Origin of the sequence: Sphingomonas sp. BLCC-B65, assembly GCF_028550675.1 — a bacterium.
GTDB lineage: Bacteria > Actinomycetota > Actinomycetes > Actinomycetales > Microbacteriaceae > Microbacterium.
The window spans coordinates 267,838-282,722 of sequence record NZ_JAQQGL010000001.1; the positions used below are offsets into that span (position 1 = coordinate 267,838).

14 protein-coding genes and 1 tRNA gene are annotated in these 14,885 nt (G+C 70.6%); 11 read left to right on the plus strand and 4 right to left on the minus strand.

All coding sequences use genetic code 11. The features are described from left to right. Positions 1–92: 92 nt before the first annotated feature. Genes PP359_RS01345 through PP359_RS01355 form a run of 3 tightly spaced genes read left to right on the plus strand, consistent with a single transcriptional unit; the run spans position 93 to position 3,633 of the window. Positions 93–1,223, plus strand: a complete 1,131-nt coding sequence (locus PP359_RS01345) for a thiamine pyrophosphate-dependent dehydrogenase E1 component subunit alpha (RefSeq protein WP_244295669.1) — start codon at positions 93–95, stop codon at positions 1,221–1,223. Then, positions 1,220–2,239: an alpha-ketoacid dehydrogenase subunit beta gene (locus PP359_RS01350; protein ID WP_112931608.1), complete on the plus strand. Its 1,020-nt coding sequence runs from the start codon at positions 1,220–1,222 to the stop codon at positions 2,237–2,239. Before PP359_RS01345 ends, PP359_RS01350 begins: the two co-directional genes overlap by 4 nt. Beyond that, a complete protein-coding gene (locus PP359_RS01355; protein WP_499249746.1) occupies positions 2,236–3,633 on the plus strand; it encodes a dihydrolipoamide acetyltransferase family protein in 1,398 nt (465 codons plus the stop codon). Before PP359_RS01350 ends, PP359_RS01355 begins: the two co-directional genes overlap by 4 nt. Before the next feature lie 16 nt (positions 3,634–3,649). On the opposite strand, the gene PP359_RS01360 is transcribed toward PP359_RS01355, so the two are convergent. Continuing rightward, the gene (locus PP359_RS01360) at positions 3,650–4,273 is read right to left on the minus strand and encodes a TetR/AcrR family transcriptional regulator (protein ID WP_039416073.1); all 624 of its coding nucleotides are present in this window, start codon (positions 4,271–4,273) and stop codon (positions 3,650–3,652) included. A gap of 117 nt (positions 4,274–4,390) precedes the next feature. On the opposite strand from PP359_RS01360, the gene PP359_RS01365 reads away from it, so the two are divergent. Together PP359_RS01365 and PP359_RS01370 are read left to right on the plus strand one after the other, a co-directional pair. Then, a complete protein-coding gene (locus tag PP359_RS01365; protein ID WP_499249747.1) occupies positions 4,391–5,587 on the plus strand; it encodes an acyl-CoA dehydrogenase family protein in 1,197 nt (398 codons plus the stop codon). 9 nt (positions 5,588–5,596) lie between these two features. Further along, positions 5,597–6,409, plus strand: a complete 813-nt coding sequence (locus PP359_RS01370) for an HpcH/HpaI aldolase/citrate lyase family protein (protein WP_499249748.1) — start codon at positions 5,597–5,599, stop codon at positions 6,407–6,409. A 33-nt stretch (positions 6,410–6,442) separates the two neighbouring features. Here PP359_RS01370 and PP359_RS01375 read toward each other — a convergent pair whose 3' ends face one another. Then, on the minus strand, positions 6,443–7,051 hold the full coding sequence (locus tag PP359_RS01375; protein ID WP_112931604.1) for a histidine phosphatase family protein: 609 nt from the start codon (positions 7,049–7,051) through the stop codon (positions 6,443–6,445). A gap of 30 nt (positions 7,052–7,081) precedes the next feature. Next, a complete protein-coding gene (locus tag PP359_RS01380) occupies positions 7,082–7,957 on the minus strand; it encodes a Sir2 family NAD-dependent protein deacetylase (RefSeq protein WP_294980036.1) in 876 nt (291 codons plus the stop codon). Positions 7,958–8,064: 107 nt separating this feature from the next. On the opposite strand from PP359_RS01380, the gene PP359_RS01385 reads away from it, so the two are divergent. Next, a complete protein-coding gene (locus PP359_RS01385; RefSeq protein ID WP_499249749.1) occupies positions 8,065–8,871 on the plus strand; it encodes a TrmH family RNA methyltransferase in 807 nt (268 codons plus the stop codon). Here the strand turns inward: PP359_RS01385 and PP359_RS01390 are convergent. Then, a complete protein-coding gene (locus PP359_RS01390) occupies positions 8,868–9,740 on the minus strand; it encodes an SGNH/GDSL hydrolase family protein (protein ID WP_036320188.1) in 873 nt (290 codons plus the stop codon). The genes PP359_RS01385 and PP359_RS01390 overlap by 4 nt on opposite strands. Positions 9,741–9,835: 95 nt before the next feature. On the opposite strand from PP359_RS01390, the gene PP359_RS01395 reads away from it, so the two are divergent. The 5 genes from PP359_RS01395 to PP359_RS01415 all read left to right on the plus strand — a co-directional run bounded on the left by PP359_RS01395 (position 9,836) and on the right by PP359_RS01415 (position 14,883). Next, the gene (locus PP359_RS01395) at positions 9,836–11,674 is read left to right on the plus strand and encodes a DEAD/DEAH box helicase (protein ID WP_499249750.1); all 1,839 of its coding nucleotides are present in this window, start codon (positions 9,836–9,838) and stop codon (positions 11,672–11,674) included. A gap of 31 nt (positions 11,675–11,705) precedes the next feature. Beyond that, complete coding sequence (locus PP359_RS01400) at positions 11,706–12,233, plus strand: SRPBCC family protein (RefSeq protein ID WP_499249751.1); 528 nt, start codon at positions 11,706–11,708, stop codon at positions 12,231–12,233. Positions 12,234–12,244: 11 nt separating this feature from the next. Further along, positions 12,245–13,333, plus strand: coding sequence for a VIT1/CCC1 transporter family protein (locus PP359_RS01405; protein WP_112931599.1), 1,089 nt, complete (start codon positions 12,245–12,247; stop codon positions 13,331–13,333). 73 nt (positions 13,334–13,406) lie between these two features. After that, positions 13,407–13,491: transfer RNA gene (locus PP359_RS01410), tRNA-Leu, on the plus strand. Positions 13,492–13,587: 96 nt separating this feature from the next. Then, entirely contained in the window at positions 13,588–14,883 is a 1,296-nt protein-coding gene (locus PP359_RS01415; protein ID WP_294980028.1) for a M20/M25/M40 family metallo-hydrolase, read from the plus strand. Positions 14,884–14,885 lie beyond the last annotated feature (2 nt).

Genomic DNA, 14,885 nt, shown 5'->3' on the forward strand with positions numbered 1-14,885 from the left:
TGCCAGTTCGACGTAATCTTCCACGCAACCGGCGACGAGGCCGGCCCGGGCGGCCGCCGCGGTCCACAAGACAGCGGCTGAGCCAGAGAGGGATGACGACGATGTACACCCTGACGACAGACGAAGCGATGACCGCGCTCGACGACACGGCGCGACTGCTGACCCCCGACGGGTGCCGCATCGCGGACGCGCGGCTGGACCCCTGGGTCGAGGACCTGGACGGCGCCGCGCTGCGCGGTCTGTACCGCGATATGGCGATCGCGCGCCGGATGGATGCCGAGGGTGTGGCGCTCCAGCGCCAGGGTCACCTCGGACTGTGGGCGCCTGCTCAGGGACAGGAGGCGATCGCCGTCGGGACGGCGCGCGCCTGCCGCGCCGACGACTTCCTCTTTCCGAGCTACCGCGAGCTGAGCATCGCGATCCTTCGCGGCGGAGTGCCCGCCGACCTCGTTCTCGCCTGGCGCGGCGAGGTGCACTCCACATACGACCCCTTCGAGCTCCGCCTGGCATCTCCGCAGATCATCATCGGCGCCCAGACCCTCCATGCCGTCGGATACGCGATGGGTATCCAGCGCGATGGTGGCGATCAGGTGGCGGTGACCTACTTCGGCGACGGAGCGTCAAGCCAGGGCGATGTCAACGAGGCGATGGTGTTCGCGTCGTCGTTCACGGCCCCCGTCGTCTTCGTCTGCTCGAACAACCAGTGGGCGATCTCCGAGCCGGTCGCGGTGCAGTCGCGCTTCCCGATCGCGGGTCGCGCCCCCGGCTTCGGCATCCCCAGCATGCGGGTGGATGGCAACGATGTGCTGGCGTGCACCGCGGCGATGCGCTGGGCGCTGGAGCACGCCCGTCGCGGTGGAGGTCCCGTGTTCCTCGAGGCCGTGACGTATCGCATGGGTCCCCACACCACCTCGGACGACCCCACGCGCTACCGGGATCGCGAAGAACTCGAGGCGTGGCGGGCGCGCGACCCGCTGACGCGCGTGGAGGCGTTCCTGCGCGCCGCCGGTGACCTCGACGATGAGACGATCGCCGCGATCGGGAGGGAGGCCGACGGGCTCGCCGCGCAGATGCGTGAGGCGGTGCTGACGGCGCGCACCCGGCCGGCGATCGAGGTTTTCGATGACGTGTACTGCGAACCGCACACCGGCCTCGAGCATCAGCGCGCGCGTTTTGCGGCGTATCTGGACTCGTTCGCCGCCGAGGCGGGGAGTGCGCGATGACGTCGCTGACGATGGGCGCGGCGCTGACGGCGGGCCTGCACCGGGCCATGGCAGCCGATGAGCGTGTGATCGTGATGGGCGAGGACATCGGCCGCCTCGGCGGCGTGTTCCGCATCACCGACGGCCTCCTCGATGAGTTCGGCCCCACGCGCGTCATCGACACCCCGCTCGCAGAGTCCGGCATCGTTGGCACGGCGGTCGGACTCGCGATGCGCGGGTTCCGCCCCGTCGTGGAGATCCAGTTCGACGGGTTCGTGTACCCGGCCTTCGACCAGATCGTCTGTCAGGTGGCCAAGCTGCACTACCGCACGCGCGGGCGCGTTCGCATGCCGCTGACCATCCGCATCCCCTGGGCGGGAGGCGTCGGCGCCGTCGAGCACCACTCGGAGTCGCCCGAGGCGTATTTCGTGCACACGGCGGGGCTGCGCGTGGTGGCCGTCTCGAATCCCCAGGATGCGTACACCATGCTGCAGCAGGCGATCGCGAGTGACGATCCCGTGGTCTTCTTCGAGCCCAAGCGGCTGTATCACACGAAGGGCGAGGTCGATCTCGACGGCGACGTGGCCGATGCGGCTCCGATGGGTCTCGCGCGCGTCGAGCGAGAAGGTTCCGACGTCACGCTGATCGCCTACGGCGCGCAGGTCACGACGGCGCTGGATGCCGCGCTCGCCGCCGAGGACGACGGCATCTCCATCGAGGTCATCGACCTGCGTTCGCTCTCACCCGTCGACTACCGCACGGTCGCGGCATCCGTCCGCAAGACGGGTCGCGTCGTGGTCACGCATGAGGCGGCGGGGGAGGCCGGCGTCGGTGCCGAGGTGGTCGCCAGCATCACCGAACAGTGCTTCCACTATCTCGAAGCACCCCCGCAGCGTGTGACGGGACATGACATCCCGTATCCGCCGGCCAAGCTGGAAAAGCACCACCTGCCCGACCTCGATCGGATCCTCGACGCCGTCGATCGCGTTCTCGACCGGCCGAACAGCCTCACGTCGGCGGCGGGGGTGGAACGATGATCGCGGAGTTCCTCCTTCCCGACCTCGGCGAGGGGCTGCCCGAGGCGGAGATCGTCCAGTGGCTCGTCGCCCAAGGTGACGACGTGCATCTGAACCAGCCCATCGCGGAGGTCGAGACCGCCAAGGCCATCGTGGAGCTGCCCTCGCCCTTCGCGGGGACGGTCAGCGCGCTGCACGCGGCAGCCGGTGACGTCGTGGAGGTGGGGTCGCCCCTGATCGCGTTCGAGGTCGAGGCCGCCGACTCCCCGTCCGGCGACGTGCCCGAGGCGACGTCCGCGCCGGCCGGGCACGTGGAGCCGGAGCCCTCGTTGCCGAATCTCGTCGGTTACGGCGCGGCGCCACGCGCGGCGGGGCGCCCCCGACGCCGCGCTCGTGTGCTCGCGGGCACCGACGAAGATCGTGAGGCCACTCCGATGATCGCCGCGCAGGTCCTGCACGACGCCCCGCACGATGCGGTGACACCGCTGCGAGACGATGTGCGTGACGAGCGTCCCCGCTCGACCCCGCCCGTGCGCGCCTACGCGCGTGCGCACGGCGTCGATCTCGCACTCATCGAGGCCTCCGGAGTCACGGGAATCATCCGACGCGAAGACGTCGACCGCTTTCTCGCCGACCGCACTCCCGCCGCATCGGGTGCGTCGCCCGCGGATGCGGGACGGGTGTCGCCGGCGGGCACCGGGCGGGACGGCGCCGAGCGGGAGACGCGGGTGCCGATCCGCGGCGTCCGCAAGCACACGGCGGCGGCGATGGTGCGCAGCGCCTTCACAGCGCCTCACGTCACGACCTTCCTGGAGGTCGACGTCACCGAGACCACGCGCTTCGTGGCGAACCTGCGCGCCGACCGCCGACTCGACGGACATCGCATCGGCATCATGGCGGTGGCCGCGAAAGCCGTGTGTCTCGCGTTGCGCGTCGAGCCGACCCTGAATGCGGCGTGGGACGAAGACGCCGGGGAGATCGTGCAGTACCACTACGTGAACCTCGGCATCGCGGCTGCGACCGAGCGTGGCCTCATCGTCCCGCATGTCGCCGACGCCGACCGGCTCGGTCTGGTCGATCTCGCCGACGAGATCGGCCGTCTCGCCCAGACGGCGCGCGCGGGACGCACGAGCCCGGCCGCGCTCAGCGGTGGCACGTTCTCGATCACCAACTTCGGCGTCTTCGGGATCGACGCGGGTACGCCCATTCTGAATCCCGGCGAGGCGGGGATTCTCGGGCTGGGCTCGGTTCGGCGTCGGCCCTGGGAGCACGAGGGCGACATCGCGCTGCGTGACGTGATGACGCTGAGCCTGTCGTTCGACCACCGACTCGTCGACGGCGAGCAGGCATCGCGCTTTCTGACGACGGTCGGTGACGTCCTGCGCGAGCCGGGCCGTGCGCTGCTGTTCGGGTGACGCGCCGTCGCGCGGGTCAGGGGGTGGCGAGGGCCGCGTAAGCCATGTCGGAGAGGAGCCTGCGCAGAAGGGTGTCCGTCTCGGCATCCACCGCCACTTCCCGGCGCGTGCGCACGACGTACGGGGTGGAGTTGATCAGCCCGAAGCCGGCGTGAGCCCGCACGCGCAGGTCGGTGTCGCCGCGCTCCGGGTGCACGGCGCGCAGGACGTCCACCCACAGCTCCACGTACTCGCGCTGCAGCCGCCGCACGGTACGGCGGTCCTGGTCGCTCAACCGCGTGAGGTCGCGGTCCTGCACGCGGATGACATCGGCGCTTCGCACCGCGAAATCGACGTGGAAATCGACGAGTTCGCGCAGGGAGCGTCGGGCGTCGTGCCCGGTGGACGTCACGCGACGTCCGCCCTCGAGCAGGTCCGTGCTGGCTCGCAGGAGAATCGCGCCGAGGAGCGCGCGCTTGCTGTCGAAGTGACGGTAGACGGCCGGGCCGCTGACCCCGACGGCGGATCCGAGATCCTCGAGGCTCACCCCGTCGAACCCGTGCTGGGCGAACAGGCGCGCCGCCGCCTCCACGAGCGCGTCCGCACGCTCCGCCTTGGCGCGCTCGCGGGTGGTGCGCGCGGCCCGGGAGTGCGTTGTCATTCCAGTTAATCCTCGATAACCTGAGCTGGTGGGTTAACGAACACTAACCCACTGGCTCGTCCGCGCGCCATGCGTGCGCGTCAGCCGTTACGCGACCGCGACATCGAAGGAGATGGCATGGCGATCCTCGACCCCCACGACTACGGATTGAACGACGAGGAGCGCGAACTGGCGGCCATGGTCCGCGCCTTCGCCGACGAGCGGATCGCGCCGCAGGCGTACGAGGCCAACCGCACCAGGACGCTGCCGCTGGACATCGTCTCCGAGATGGGGGAGATGGGGCTGTTCGGCCTGCCCTTCCCCGAGGACGTGGGCGGGCAAGGTGGCGATTGCGCGACGCTCGGACTCGCGATCGAGGCTCTGGCCCGCGTCGACCAGTCGATCGCCATCACGCTGGAGGCCGCCGTCAGTCTCGGTGCCATGCCCGTGTACCGATTCGGCAGCGACGCGCAGCGGGAGGCACTTCTTCCCGACCTGCTCGCGGGGCGCGCGCTCGCCGGCTTCGGTCTCACCGAACCCGAAGCGGGATCGGATGCCGGCGCGACGCGCACGACCGCTCGCCTGGAGGCAGGCGAGTGGGTCATCGACGGCAGCAAGCAGTTCATCACGAACTCGGGCACGGCCATCACGCGATTCGTGACCGTGACGGCGGTGACCGGTGAGAGCGGTGCGCGCAAGGAGATCTCGACGATCATCGTGCCCTCCGGCACGCCCGGCTTCACCGTCGGGCCGTCGTACGACAAGGTGGGCTGGCACGCGTCCGACACCCATCCACTGAGCTTCTCGGGCGCCCGCGTTCCGGCGGAGAACCTGCTCGGCGAGCGCGGCCGTGGCTTCGCCAACTTCCTCAGCATCCTCGACGAGGGCAGGATCGCGATCGCGGCCCTCGCCACCGGTGCGGCGGAAGGCTGTCTGGAAGCGGCGCTGGACTACGCCGGCAGTCGCATCGTGTTCGCCGAACCGCTGGGTTCGCGCCAGTCGATCCAGTTCCTGCTGGCACGGATGCAGCAGCGCGTGCATCTGTCGCGCCTGGCGTGGCTGCACGCCGCGCGCCTGCGTGATGCCGGACGGACTTTCGCGACCGCTGCCACGCTGGCCAAGCTCACGGCGGGGGAGGCGGCGATGGACAATGCGCGGGATGCGACGCAGATCTTCGGCGGCAACGGATTCATGAACGAGTACCCTGTCGCGCGTCACTATCGAGACGCGAAGATTCTCGAGATCGGCGAGGGGACCACCGAGGTGCAGCTCCTCCTGATCGCTCGCGCCCTCGGACTGACCAGCCTCGGATCGGGCGCGCGACCGGCCCGGTAGCGTGAACGCATGACCGCCGATTTCACGCTCGGACCCGCCCTGCTGTTCTGCCCGGCTGATCGTCCGGAACGCTACGAGAAGGCCCTCGATCGCGCCGATGGCGTCATCCTCGACCTCGAAGACGCTGTCGCACCCGCCGACAAGGTGGCGGCGAGGGTCACGCTGATCGACTCACAGCTCGACCCCGAGCGCGTCATCGTCCGAGTGAATGCCCTCGGGTCCGCCGAGATCGTCTCCGACCTTGCGTCGCTCTCGCAGACCGATTACCGCCGCGTGATGGTCGCCAAGGCGGAATCGGCGAAAGCGATCTCCCGCATCGACCCGCGGTTCGACGTCATCGCGCTGTGCGAGACCGCTCGCGGCATCGTCGCGGCCGAGAAGATCGCCGCTCAGGACAACGTCGTCGCCCTCATGTGGGGCGCGGAGGACCTCGTCGCTTCGCTCGGAGGGACATCGAGTCGCACGCCGAAGGGGCGCTACCGCGACGTCGCACGTGCCGCCCGTTCGCGTCTTCTGCTGGCGGCGGGAGCGGCGGGTATCGCGGCGATCGACGCTGTGCACCTCGACATCGCCGACGAGAAGGGGCTGGCGAAGGAGGCGCGGGATGCCGCCGCGAGCGGCTTTCGGGCCACCGCGTGCATTCATCCGGCGCAGGTCGCGACGATCCGGGCCGCCTACCGGCCCGACCCCGATACGCTCACCTGGGCCCGCGACGTGCTGGATGCCGCCGTCGGCGAGCGTGGCGTCTTCGCGTTCCGTGGTCGGATGATCGACGAACCGGTGCTGCGTCACGCCCGCACCCTCCTCGCCCGCGGAATGTGATGCCGCGGCATCCACGGAGGGATCGCGCGGAGGTCAGGTCATCGGGATCGCGGCGTAGGACTGCACGCTGAGACGGTCGCGCTCCACGAGGAAGCGATGCGTGGACGCGTTGGCCAGACGCTCGCCCTCGAGCGGGAACGCACCGGCAGACGCGTGCCGGATGACCTCGCGAATGAGGGCGCCGTGGGAGACGACGACCACGGTGGGCGCCTGCGGTGCGGCGTCGCGGCGGGCGTCTCGGACGGCGCGCTGGAGACCCGCGAGCGCGCGGCGGCGCACCTGCGGCCAGGTCTCCGCCTCCGGCACCTCTGCCTCGGCCCACGATCCCCACCGGTCGCGGAACTCCTCGACGCTCGCGCCCTCAGCGATGCCGTACGAACGTTCGCGCAGCTGCCGGTAGGTTCGCGGCGCCGGCACTGCCAGAGTGGCGGCGATGATCCGAGCGGTCTCGACGGCGCGCGACAGATCGCTCGAGGCGACGACCACGGGCCCGACCGCCGAGAGCTCCTGCTGAAGTCGCTCGGCGACCTCTCGCGCCTGAGCGCGGCCGGTGTCGTTGAGGGGGATGTCGGTGGAGCCCTGGATGCGTCGCATCGCGTTCCAGTCCGTCTCGCCGTGGCGCACGAGGATGAGGGTCGTCACGCTTCGAGCCTAGGCGAGGTCGGCGTGGGTTCAGCGCGCCGCCGGCAGCGCGCGGGCGAACGCGCGCAGCACCTCGGTCGTGCCCGCGTCGATCTTGACCGTCGCCCGCGCATCGCCGCGTGTCTGGCCGCGGTTGACGATCACGACCGGGAGCTTGCGACGTCGGGCGCGCTCGAGCAGTCGGATGCCGGAGTTGACGACGAGAGACGAGCCGGCGATGACGAGGGCCTCGCTGGTCTGTACCAGCTGCTCGGCCTCGGTGAACTTGGCGACGGGGATGTACTCGCCGAAGAAGACGACGTCGGGCTTGAGCATCCCGTGGCACACGCTGCAATCCGGCACGACGAAGCCTTCGCTGGAAGAGGGGAGGACGTCGCCGTCGGGGCCCAGCTCGACCGCGTCCGGCACCGTGATCCAGGGGTTGTCCGCCTCGACGCGCGCCGCCAGGTCGCGGCGATCGAACACCTGCCCGCAGTGCGTACAGAGCACGCGGCGCATCGTGCCGTGCAGTTCGACGACACGGCGGCTGCCCGCGCGCACGTGCAGGCCGTCCACGTTCTGGGTGATGACCCCGCTCGCGATGCCCCGGCTCTCCAGCTCGGCGAGGGCGACATGGCCGTCGTTCGGCTGCGCGGCGGCGAAAGCCCGCCATCCCAGGTGGCTGCCGACCCAGTAGCGTCGGCGCGAGGAGGCGCTGGAGAGAAACTGCTGCGCCGTCATCGGGGTGCGCGTGGGGGCACCCTTGCCCCGATAGTCGGGAATGCCGGAGTCCGTCGACACACCCGCGCCGGTGAGCACCGCGATCCGCCGCCCGGACAGGGCGTCCAGGGCGCGCTCAACCGCATCGGCCGCCTGACGGTCGAGGTGCGGCCCGGCCTCGAACGAGTGATCCAGCAGCGTCGACATGGCGTCCTCCCTCCCACACTCCCTCTTCGAGACTACGCGTCCCGCTTTTCGCGGAGGTTACACGCTGGTCCGTCGCCGCGGCGTCCGGGGCGTGCCAGCATGGACGGATGCCTGTGGTGCGCATCGACGATCCTGCCGACGACCGTCTCGCGGACTACCGCGACCTCACCGACGTCGCTCTGCGGCGTGTGCTGGAGCCGGCGGGCGGTCTCTACATCGCCGAGTCGTCGAAGGTGATCGCCCGCGCCGTCGCCGCCGGTCATCGGCCACGATCCGTGCTGGTGCAGCAGAAGTGGCTCGACGACACCGCGCCCCTCGCCGGTGACGCCCCCGTCTACCTGGTCGATGACGACGTGGCCGAGCGTCTCACCGGCTACGCCGTGCACCGCGGAGCTCTCGCGGCGATGCACCGGCCGGCGCTGCCGTCCGTCGGCGAGGTCGTCGCCGGGGCGCGGCTGGTACTGGTGCTGGAGGACATCGTCGACCACACCAATGTCGGAGCCGCCTTCCGCGCCGCCGCCGGCCTCGGTGCGGACGCCGTCCTGGTCACGCAACGCTGCGCGGACCCTCTCTACCGTCGGAGCGTCCGGGTGAGCATGGGGACGGTCTTCCAGGTGCCGTGGACCCGCCTTCCCGATGACGCGGCCGGGGGATGGGGCGCCAGCCGCGACCTGCTGCACGATGCCGGGCTGCACCTGGCCGCCCTCGCGCTCGCCGACGACGCGGTGGCCCTCGACGCGTTCGCCGCTGCGCGCCCGCCGCAGGTCGCGCTACTTCTGGGTGCCGAAGGCGACGGGCTGTCGCATCGGGCGCTGGCCGCGGCCGACACCGTCGTCACGATCCCGATGGCGGGCGGCGTCGACTCGCTGAACGTCGCCGCCGCCGCGGCGGTCGCACTCTGGGCGTTGCGTTAGGCCTGCCGGTCCGGCCCCGCGGCGCGATCGCGGCCCGGGGCCTCCACCAGGACCGGAAGCGGCTCGGGGCGCTTCGCGGTGATGTTGTCGCCCGAGGACTGATGGCGAAGGCGACGCAGCACCCAGGGAACGAAGTGCGTGCGCGCCCAGACGAGGTCGTTGGTGCGCGCCTCGCGCCAGGTAAGCTGCGGCAGGGGATCGGGCTGCATCGGCTGCAGATCGTTCGGCACGTTGAGCGCGCGCAACACCATGCGGGCGATCTCGTGGTGTCCGAGAGCGTTGTAGTGCAGGCGGTCGTCGTCGAAGAACCGCATGTCTTGAACCTCCTTCAGCGCCCACTGGTCGGCCACGATGCAGTCGTAGCGGTCGGCGATCGCCCGGATGTTCTCGTTGTAGATGGCGACGCGCCCGCGGATGCCGCGGAACACCGGCGTGAACTCGGTGTCCACACCGGTGAAGACGAGAAGCGTCGCACCCTGCGAACTCAGCCGGGCGACGGCATCCTCGAACTGCTGCGCCACGGCGTCCGGGTCTCCATTGGGACGCAGGACGTCGTTTCCGCCGGCGGAGAACGTGATGAGGTCGGGGTTGAGTGCGAGCGCGGGCTCGACCTGATCGGCCATGATCTGCGCGATCAGCTTGCCCCGGACGGCGAGGTTGGCGTAGGCGAAATCGTCCACCTGGGCGGCGAGCACCTCGGCGACGCGGTCGGCCCACCCCCGATGGTCGTCGGCCGTGCCGGGAATGGGGTCGCCGATGCCTTCGGTGAAGGAGTCGCCGATCGAGACCATGCGACGCCAGGGGTGCGCGCTCTCGTTGGGGATGTACGGCGAACGGTGCTCGTCGGGGGTGGCTTCGTTCCTGCGCATGACTCTCCTGACTCGTGGTCTTCTTCGAGGCTACCGGCCAGAGGCCTTCCCGCAGAGAGCCGCCGTGGGGGAGGCGTCGTTTAGGGTGGTCAGTCGTGGACGGGACGGACGAGCGAGGACAGGAGCACTTCGGCAGCTTCGCCGCCGAACACCTTTCGCCCGCCTTCCCGCAGCGCGCCCCCTGGGGAACGGCGCAGAATCTCCGCGCGTGGCAGGCCGAAGCGCTCGAGGCGTACTTCTCCGCCGACGGACCGGACGGCGTGGGTTCCGGCCCGCGCGACTTCCTCGCCGCCGCGACCCCGGGCGCCGGTAAAACGACCTTCGCCCTGCGGTTGGCGAGTGAACTGCTGCGCCGCGGCATCGTGGACCGCCTCGTCGTGGTCGCGCCCACCGAGCACCTGAAGACCCAGTGGGCAGATGCGGCAGCTCGTGTCGGCATCCGACTCGACCCGCGGTTCACCAACCGTCAGAGCGCGCCCGCTCGTCATTTCCACGGCGTCGCCGTCACCTACGCTCAGGTCGCCGTGAAGGCGTCGGTGCATCAACGTCTGACGATGGACGCGCGCACGCTCGTGATCCTCGACGAGGTGCACCACGGCGGTGACGCGCTCAGCTGGGGCGATGCGCTGCGCGAGGCATATGGTCGCGCGCCGCGCCGCCTCCTGCTGTCGGGCACACCGTTTCGCAGCGACACGGCACCGATCCCGTTCGTCGAGTACCACCCGAACGAGAAGGGCATCCGCCTCTCGCGCACCGACTACAACTACGGTTACGGGCGCGCGCTCGCGGACGGCGTCGTGCGTCCCGTGCTGTTCCTCGTCTACGCCGGCAAGATGCGCTGGCGCACGAAGGCCGGCGACGAGCTGGAAGCCCACCTCGGTCAGGACAACACCAAGGACGTGACCGCCCAGGCCTGGCGCACCGCCCTCGATCCGGAGGGCGACTGGATCCCCGCGGTGCTGCGCAGCGCCGACCGCCGTCTGAGCGAGGTGCGCCAGGACGTCCCGGATGCCGGGGGACTGGTGATCGCCACGGATCAGACGGCGGCGCGCGCGTACGCCGCGATCCTGCGCGAGATCACCGGCGAGGCGCCGACCGTCGTGCTCTCCGACGACAAGGCCGCCTCGGGCCGCATCGAGACGTTCGGCAATGCGACGACCCGCTGGATGGTGGCCGTGCGCATGGTGTCAGAAGGCGTCGACGTTCCTCGCCTCGCGGTCGGTGTCTATGCCACGAGCGCGTCGACGCCGCTGTTCTTCGCGCAGGCGATCGGCCGCTTCGTGCGGGCCAGGCGCCGGGGCGAGTCGGCATCCGTCTTCCTTCCCAACGTGCCGGTGCTGCTCACGCTCGCCGGGGAGATGGAGCGCGAGCGCGACCACGCTCTCGACCGCGAGGGCGGCGACGACGACGGGCTCGAAGACACTCTGCTCGCCGAGGCGGAGCGCGAAGACAAAGCCTCGGACGAGCTGGAACAGGAGTTCTCCTACCAGGCGCTCGGCTCGGTCGCCCACTTCGACCGTGTGCTCTACGACGGCAAGGAGTTCGGCCAGCTGGCGGTGCCGGGCACCCCGGAGGAGGAGGAGTTCCTGGGGTTGCCGGGGCTGCTCGAACCCGAGCACGTGCACGAACTTCTCATGCAGCGCCAGTCGCGTCAGAGCCGGCACCGCCGTGCCCGAGAAGCGAAAGAAGGAACGGTCGCCACGCAGGCGGTGGACGCCGACGGCGCGCTCCCGCCGGCGCTGCACCGCACCCTGCGCGAACAGCGTCAGCTGCTCAACAGCCTCGTCGGACTCTATGCCCGCCAGAGCGGAGAGCCGCACGGAGCCGTGCATGCCGAGCTGCGCCGCATCTGCGGCGGCCCCGAGGTCGCGCGAGCGACGGTCGCGCAGCTGCAGGCGCGGATCGAGGTGCTGCGCTCGCGCGTGCGCTCCTGAGCTCTCGCCGCCGGCGCGTACACTCGCGCGCATGCCGCAGGAATACTCCTTCACGTCGCACTGGCTCCTGCCGGTCTCGGTGGAGGAGTGCTGGGCGCGGTGCGAAGCCGCCCTGATGGCGGGCGAGGTGCCGTGGTGGCCGGCGGTGCGCCTCGAGCCGCGGAGGACCGCCCTCGCGCCGGGGGACATCGTGCATCTGCGCGTTCGCAGTCCTTGGGGCTACCGCCTGCGCGTCGTGCTCACCGTCACCGATCTCGTGCCGGCGCGGCGGCTGGCGGCGGTGAGCGACGGAGACCTGGTCGGGAAGGGCAGTCTTCACCTCGCCCCTGCGTCGGCTCCCGCGACAGGCGCGCGTCTGACCTGGGTCTGGGAGGTGTCGGCGACGCGTCGTTGGATGCGTCTGACCGCTCCCGTGCTGCGACCGGTCTTCGCGGCGGCGCACACACTGATCATGCGCCGTGGTGAGCGCGGGCTCATCGCGCATCTCACGCGCGGTTCGGACGTCCGAAAAGCTGGCAATCGCGGCGGCCGCGCTCTGCGCCGCCGCCGCCGCGGCTAGCGTGGGATCCCGTGACCACGCGTTCGGAGCCCACCTCCCGTGACCGCCGCCGCTGGGCGCGCTATCTCGCCGACGAGCGCGCGGAGGCCCAGGTCTACCGCGACCTCGCCCAGCGTCGGGAGGGCGAGGAGCGCGAGATCCTGCTGGCCCTTGCCGAAGCCGAGGGCCGCCACGAGGCGCACTGGCTCGAGCTGCTGGGCGGCGAACCGTCGCGGTTGCCGTCTCCGGGCATCGGCTCGGTGTTTCTGGGCTGGATGGCCCGGAGGTTCGGCTCGATCTTCGTGCTCGCTCTGGCGCAGAACGCGGAAGGACGCTCGCCGTACGACAGTGAACCGTTCGCCACCGCACGCATGGTCGCCGACGAGAAGATCCACCGCGAGGTCGTGCGCGGCCTGGCGGCGCGAGGACGGCGGCGGCTGTCGGGCACGTTCCGCGCGGCCGTCTTCGGCGCCAACGACGGCCTCGTCTCCAACCTCGCTCTGGTGATGGGTATCGGCGCCACCGGCGTGGGGGCGCAGTTCGTGTTGTTCAGCGGCGTCGCCGGTCTTCTCGCCGGTGCTCTGTCCATGGGCGCGGGGGAGTACGTGTCGGTGCGCTCGCAGCGGGAACTGCTGGATGCGACCGAGCCGAGCGACTACGCCGACCATGTGCTGCCGGACCTCGATCTTGATGCGAACGAGCTCGCCTTGGTCTATCGAGCGCGCGGTCTGGGTGAACGCGATGCGCACGAGCGTGCGCGCCAGATCATCGCAGCCGCCCAGGCCGCCGACCGCAGCCAGCCATACCGGTTGCATCGCGCCGCCGGCGCCGATCACGAAGTGGTCGGCAGTGCTCTGGGCGCCGCCGGGTCGAGTTTCCTCTTCTTCGCGTCCGGCGCGATCATCCCGGTGCTGCCCTGGATCTTCGGGCTCAGCGGGCTCCCCGCCGTCGTCCTGGCCCTCGTGCTCGTCGGGACGGCGCTGCTGGGCACGGGAGCCATGGTGGGACTGCTCTCGGGGGCGCCGCCCCTGCGACGAGGGCTGCGGCAGCTGGCGATCGGTTTCGGGGCCGCTGCGGTGACGTACGTCCTCGGTCTGCTCTTCGGCGTCTCGGCGGGCTGAGCCCGGCACCGATTCCGCGTCTGGCTCGGAATCTGGTACTGTCGATCTTCGGTTGCGAAACCGAAAACCACCTGCGCGGGTGGCGGAATAGGTAGACGCGCTAGCTTGAGGTGCTAGTGCCCGTATAGGGCGTGGGGGTTCAAGTCCCCCCTCGCGCACAGAAGGAAAAAGGTCCCGTCAGGGGCCTTTTTCTTTTGTCTCCAGACGTGTCCTCCGCTCTCGGATCGTGGCATCGGGAGCGCTAGCGTGGAGGCATGCCCTCCTCCGAACTGCCCGAGGTCGCCCGCGTCGCGCGCGACCTGATCCGTTTCGACACCACCAACTTCGGCGAGGGGCGCGCGCACGGGGAGCGAGAGGCCGCCGAGTACGTGGGCGCCTACCTCGAGGCGCTCGGCCTGCGTCCCGAGTACTACGAGCCCATCCCGCGACGCACGAACCTGAGCGTCCGCGTGCCCGGCCGCGACCGCGACAAGCCCGCCCTCGTCCTGCACGGCCACCTCGACGTGGTTCCGGCCGTCGCCGAGGACTGGAGCGTCGATCCCTTCGGCGGCGTCGTGAAGGACGGGATGCTGTGGGGACGCGGTGCGGTGGACATGAAGGACATGGATGCCATGATCCTCACCTCCGTCGCCGATCTGCTGCGGGCGGGGGAGCAGCCCGCCCGCGATCTCATCGTCACGTTCTTCGCCGACGAGGAGAACGGTGGCGTCGAGGGCTCTCAGCTCGTCGTCCGCGACCGGCCCGAGTGGTTCGCGGGGGCGACGGAGGCCATCAGCGAGGTCGGCGGCTACTCCATCCCGGTGGGCGAGCGACGCGCGTACCTCCTGCAGGTGGGCGAGAAGGCGCTGGTCTGGCTGCGCCTTCGTGCTCGCGGCGCAGCCGGGCACGGCAGCCGCTTCCACCCGGACAATGCGGTGACGCGACTGGCCGAGGCGGTCGCCGCTCTGGGGCGGTCCTCCTGGCCGCTGGAGCTGACCGCGACGACGCGTCAGACGGTCGACGGCCTGGCGGCGCTGTGCGGCGCCGACCCGCGGGATCCGGATGCCGTGGCGGACGCGACCGGACCGGCATCCGGCTTCCTCCGCTCCACGTTCCGCACGACGACCAACCCGACCGGTCTCGTCGCCGGCTACAAGCACAACGTGATCCCGGATGCCGCGGTCGCCACGATCGATGTGCGCACCCTTCCGGGGCAGGAAGAACGCGTGCTCGCCGAGATCCAGCGGATCGTGGGCGAGGACGTCGTCGTCGAGGTCTCGCATCGCGACATCGGGCTCGAGGTGCCCTTCGCGGGGGAGCTCGTGGACGCGATGGTCGGGGCCCTCGAGCGTCATGACCCGGGCGTCCCCGTCCTGCCGTATCTCATGGGCGGCGGGACCGACAACAAGGCGCTCGCCGAGCTCGGCATCGCCGGATACGGGTTCGCGCCGCTGCGGCTTCCCACGGATCTCGATTTCACCGGTATGTTCCACGGTGTGGACGAACGCGTCCCCATCGACGCGTTGGTCTTCGGGCAGCGCGTGCTCACCGATCTGATCCGCACGTACTGAAA

Coding starts and splice junctions, on each gene's coding strand:
- PP359_RS01360 (WP_039416073.1), bottom strand. CDS start 4,273: ATGACAACGCACTCCCGGGCCGCGCGCACCACCCGCGAGCGCGCCAAG.
- PP359_RS01400 (WP_499249751.1), top strand. CDS start 11,706: ATGCCGCAGGAATACTCCTTCACGTCGCACTGGCTCCTGCCGGTCTCG.
- PP359_RS01380 (WP_294980036.1), bottom strand. CDS start 7,957: ATGTCGACGCTGCTGGATCACTCGTTCGAGGCCGGGCCGCACCTCGAC.
- PP359_RS01390 (WP_036320188.1), bottom strand. CDS start 9,740: ATGCGCAGGAACGAAGCCACCCCCGACGAGCACCGTTCGCCGTACATC.
- PP359_RS01355 (WP_499249746.1), top strand. CDS start 2,236: ATGATCGCGGAGTTCCTCCTTCCCGACCTCGGCGAGGGGCTGCCCGAG.
- PP359_RS01415 (WP_294980028.1), top strand. CDS start 13,588: ATGCCCTCCTCCGAACTGCCCGAGGTCGCCCGCGTCGCGCGCGACCTG.
- PP359_RS01350 (WP_112931608.1), top strand. CDS start 1,220: ATGACGTCGCTGACGATGGGCGCGGCGCTGACGGCGGGCCTGCACCGG.
- PP359_RS01370 (WP_499249748.1), top strand. CDS start 5,597: ATGACCGCCGATTTCACGCTCGGACCCGCCCTGCTGTTCTGCCCGGCT.
- PP359_RS01385 (WP_499249749.1), top strand. CDS start 8,065: ATGCCTGTGGTGCGCATCGACGATCCTGCCGACGACCGTCTCGCGGAC.
- PP359_RS01365 (WP_499249747.1), top strand. CDS start 4,391: ATGGCGATCCTCGACCCCCACGACTACGGATTGAACGACGAGGAGCGC.
- PP359_RS01345 (WP_244295669.1), top strand. CDS start 93: ATGACGACGATGTACACCCTGACGACAGACGAAGCGATGACCGCGCTC.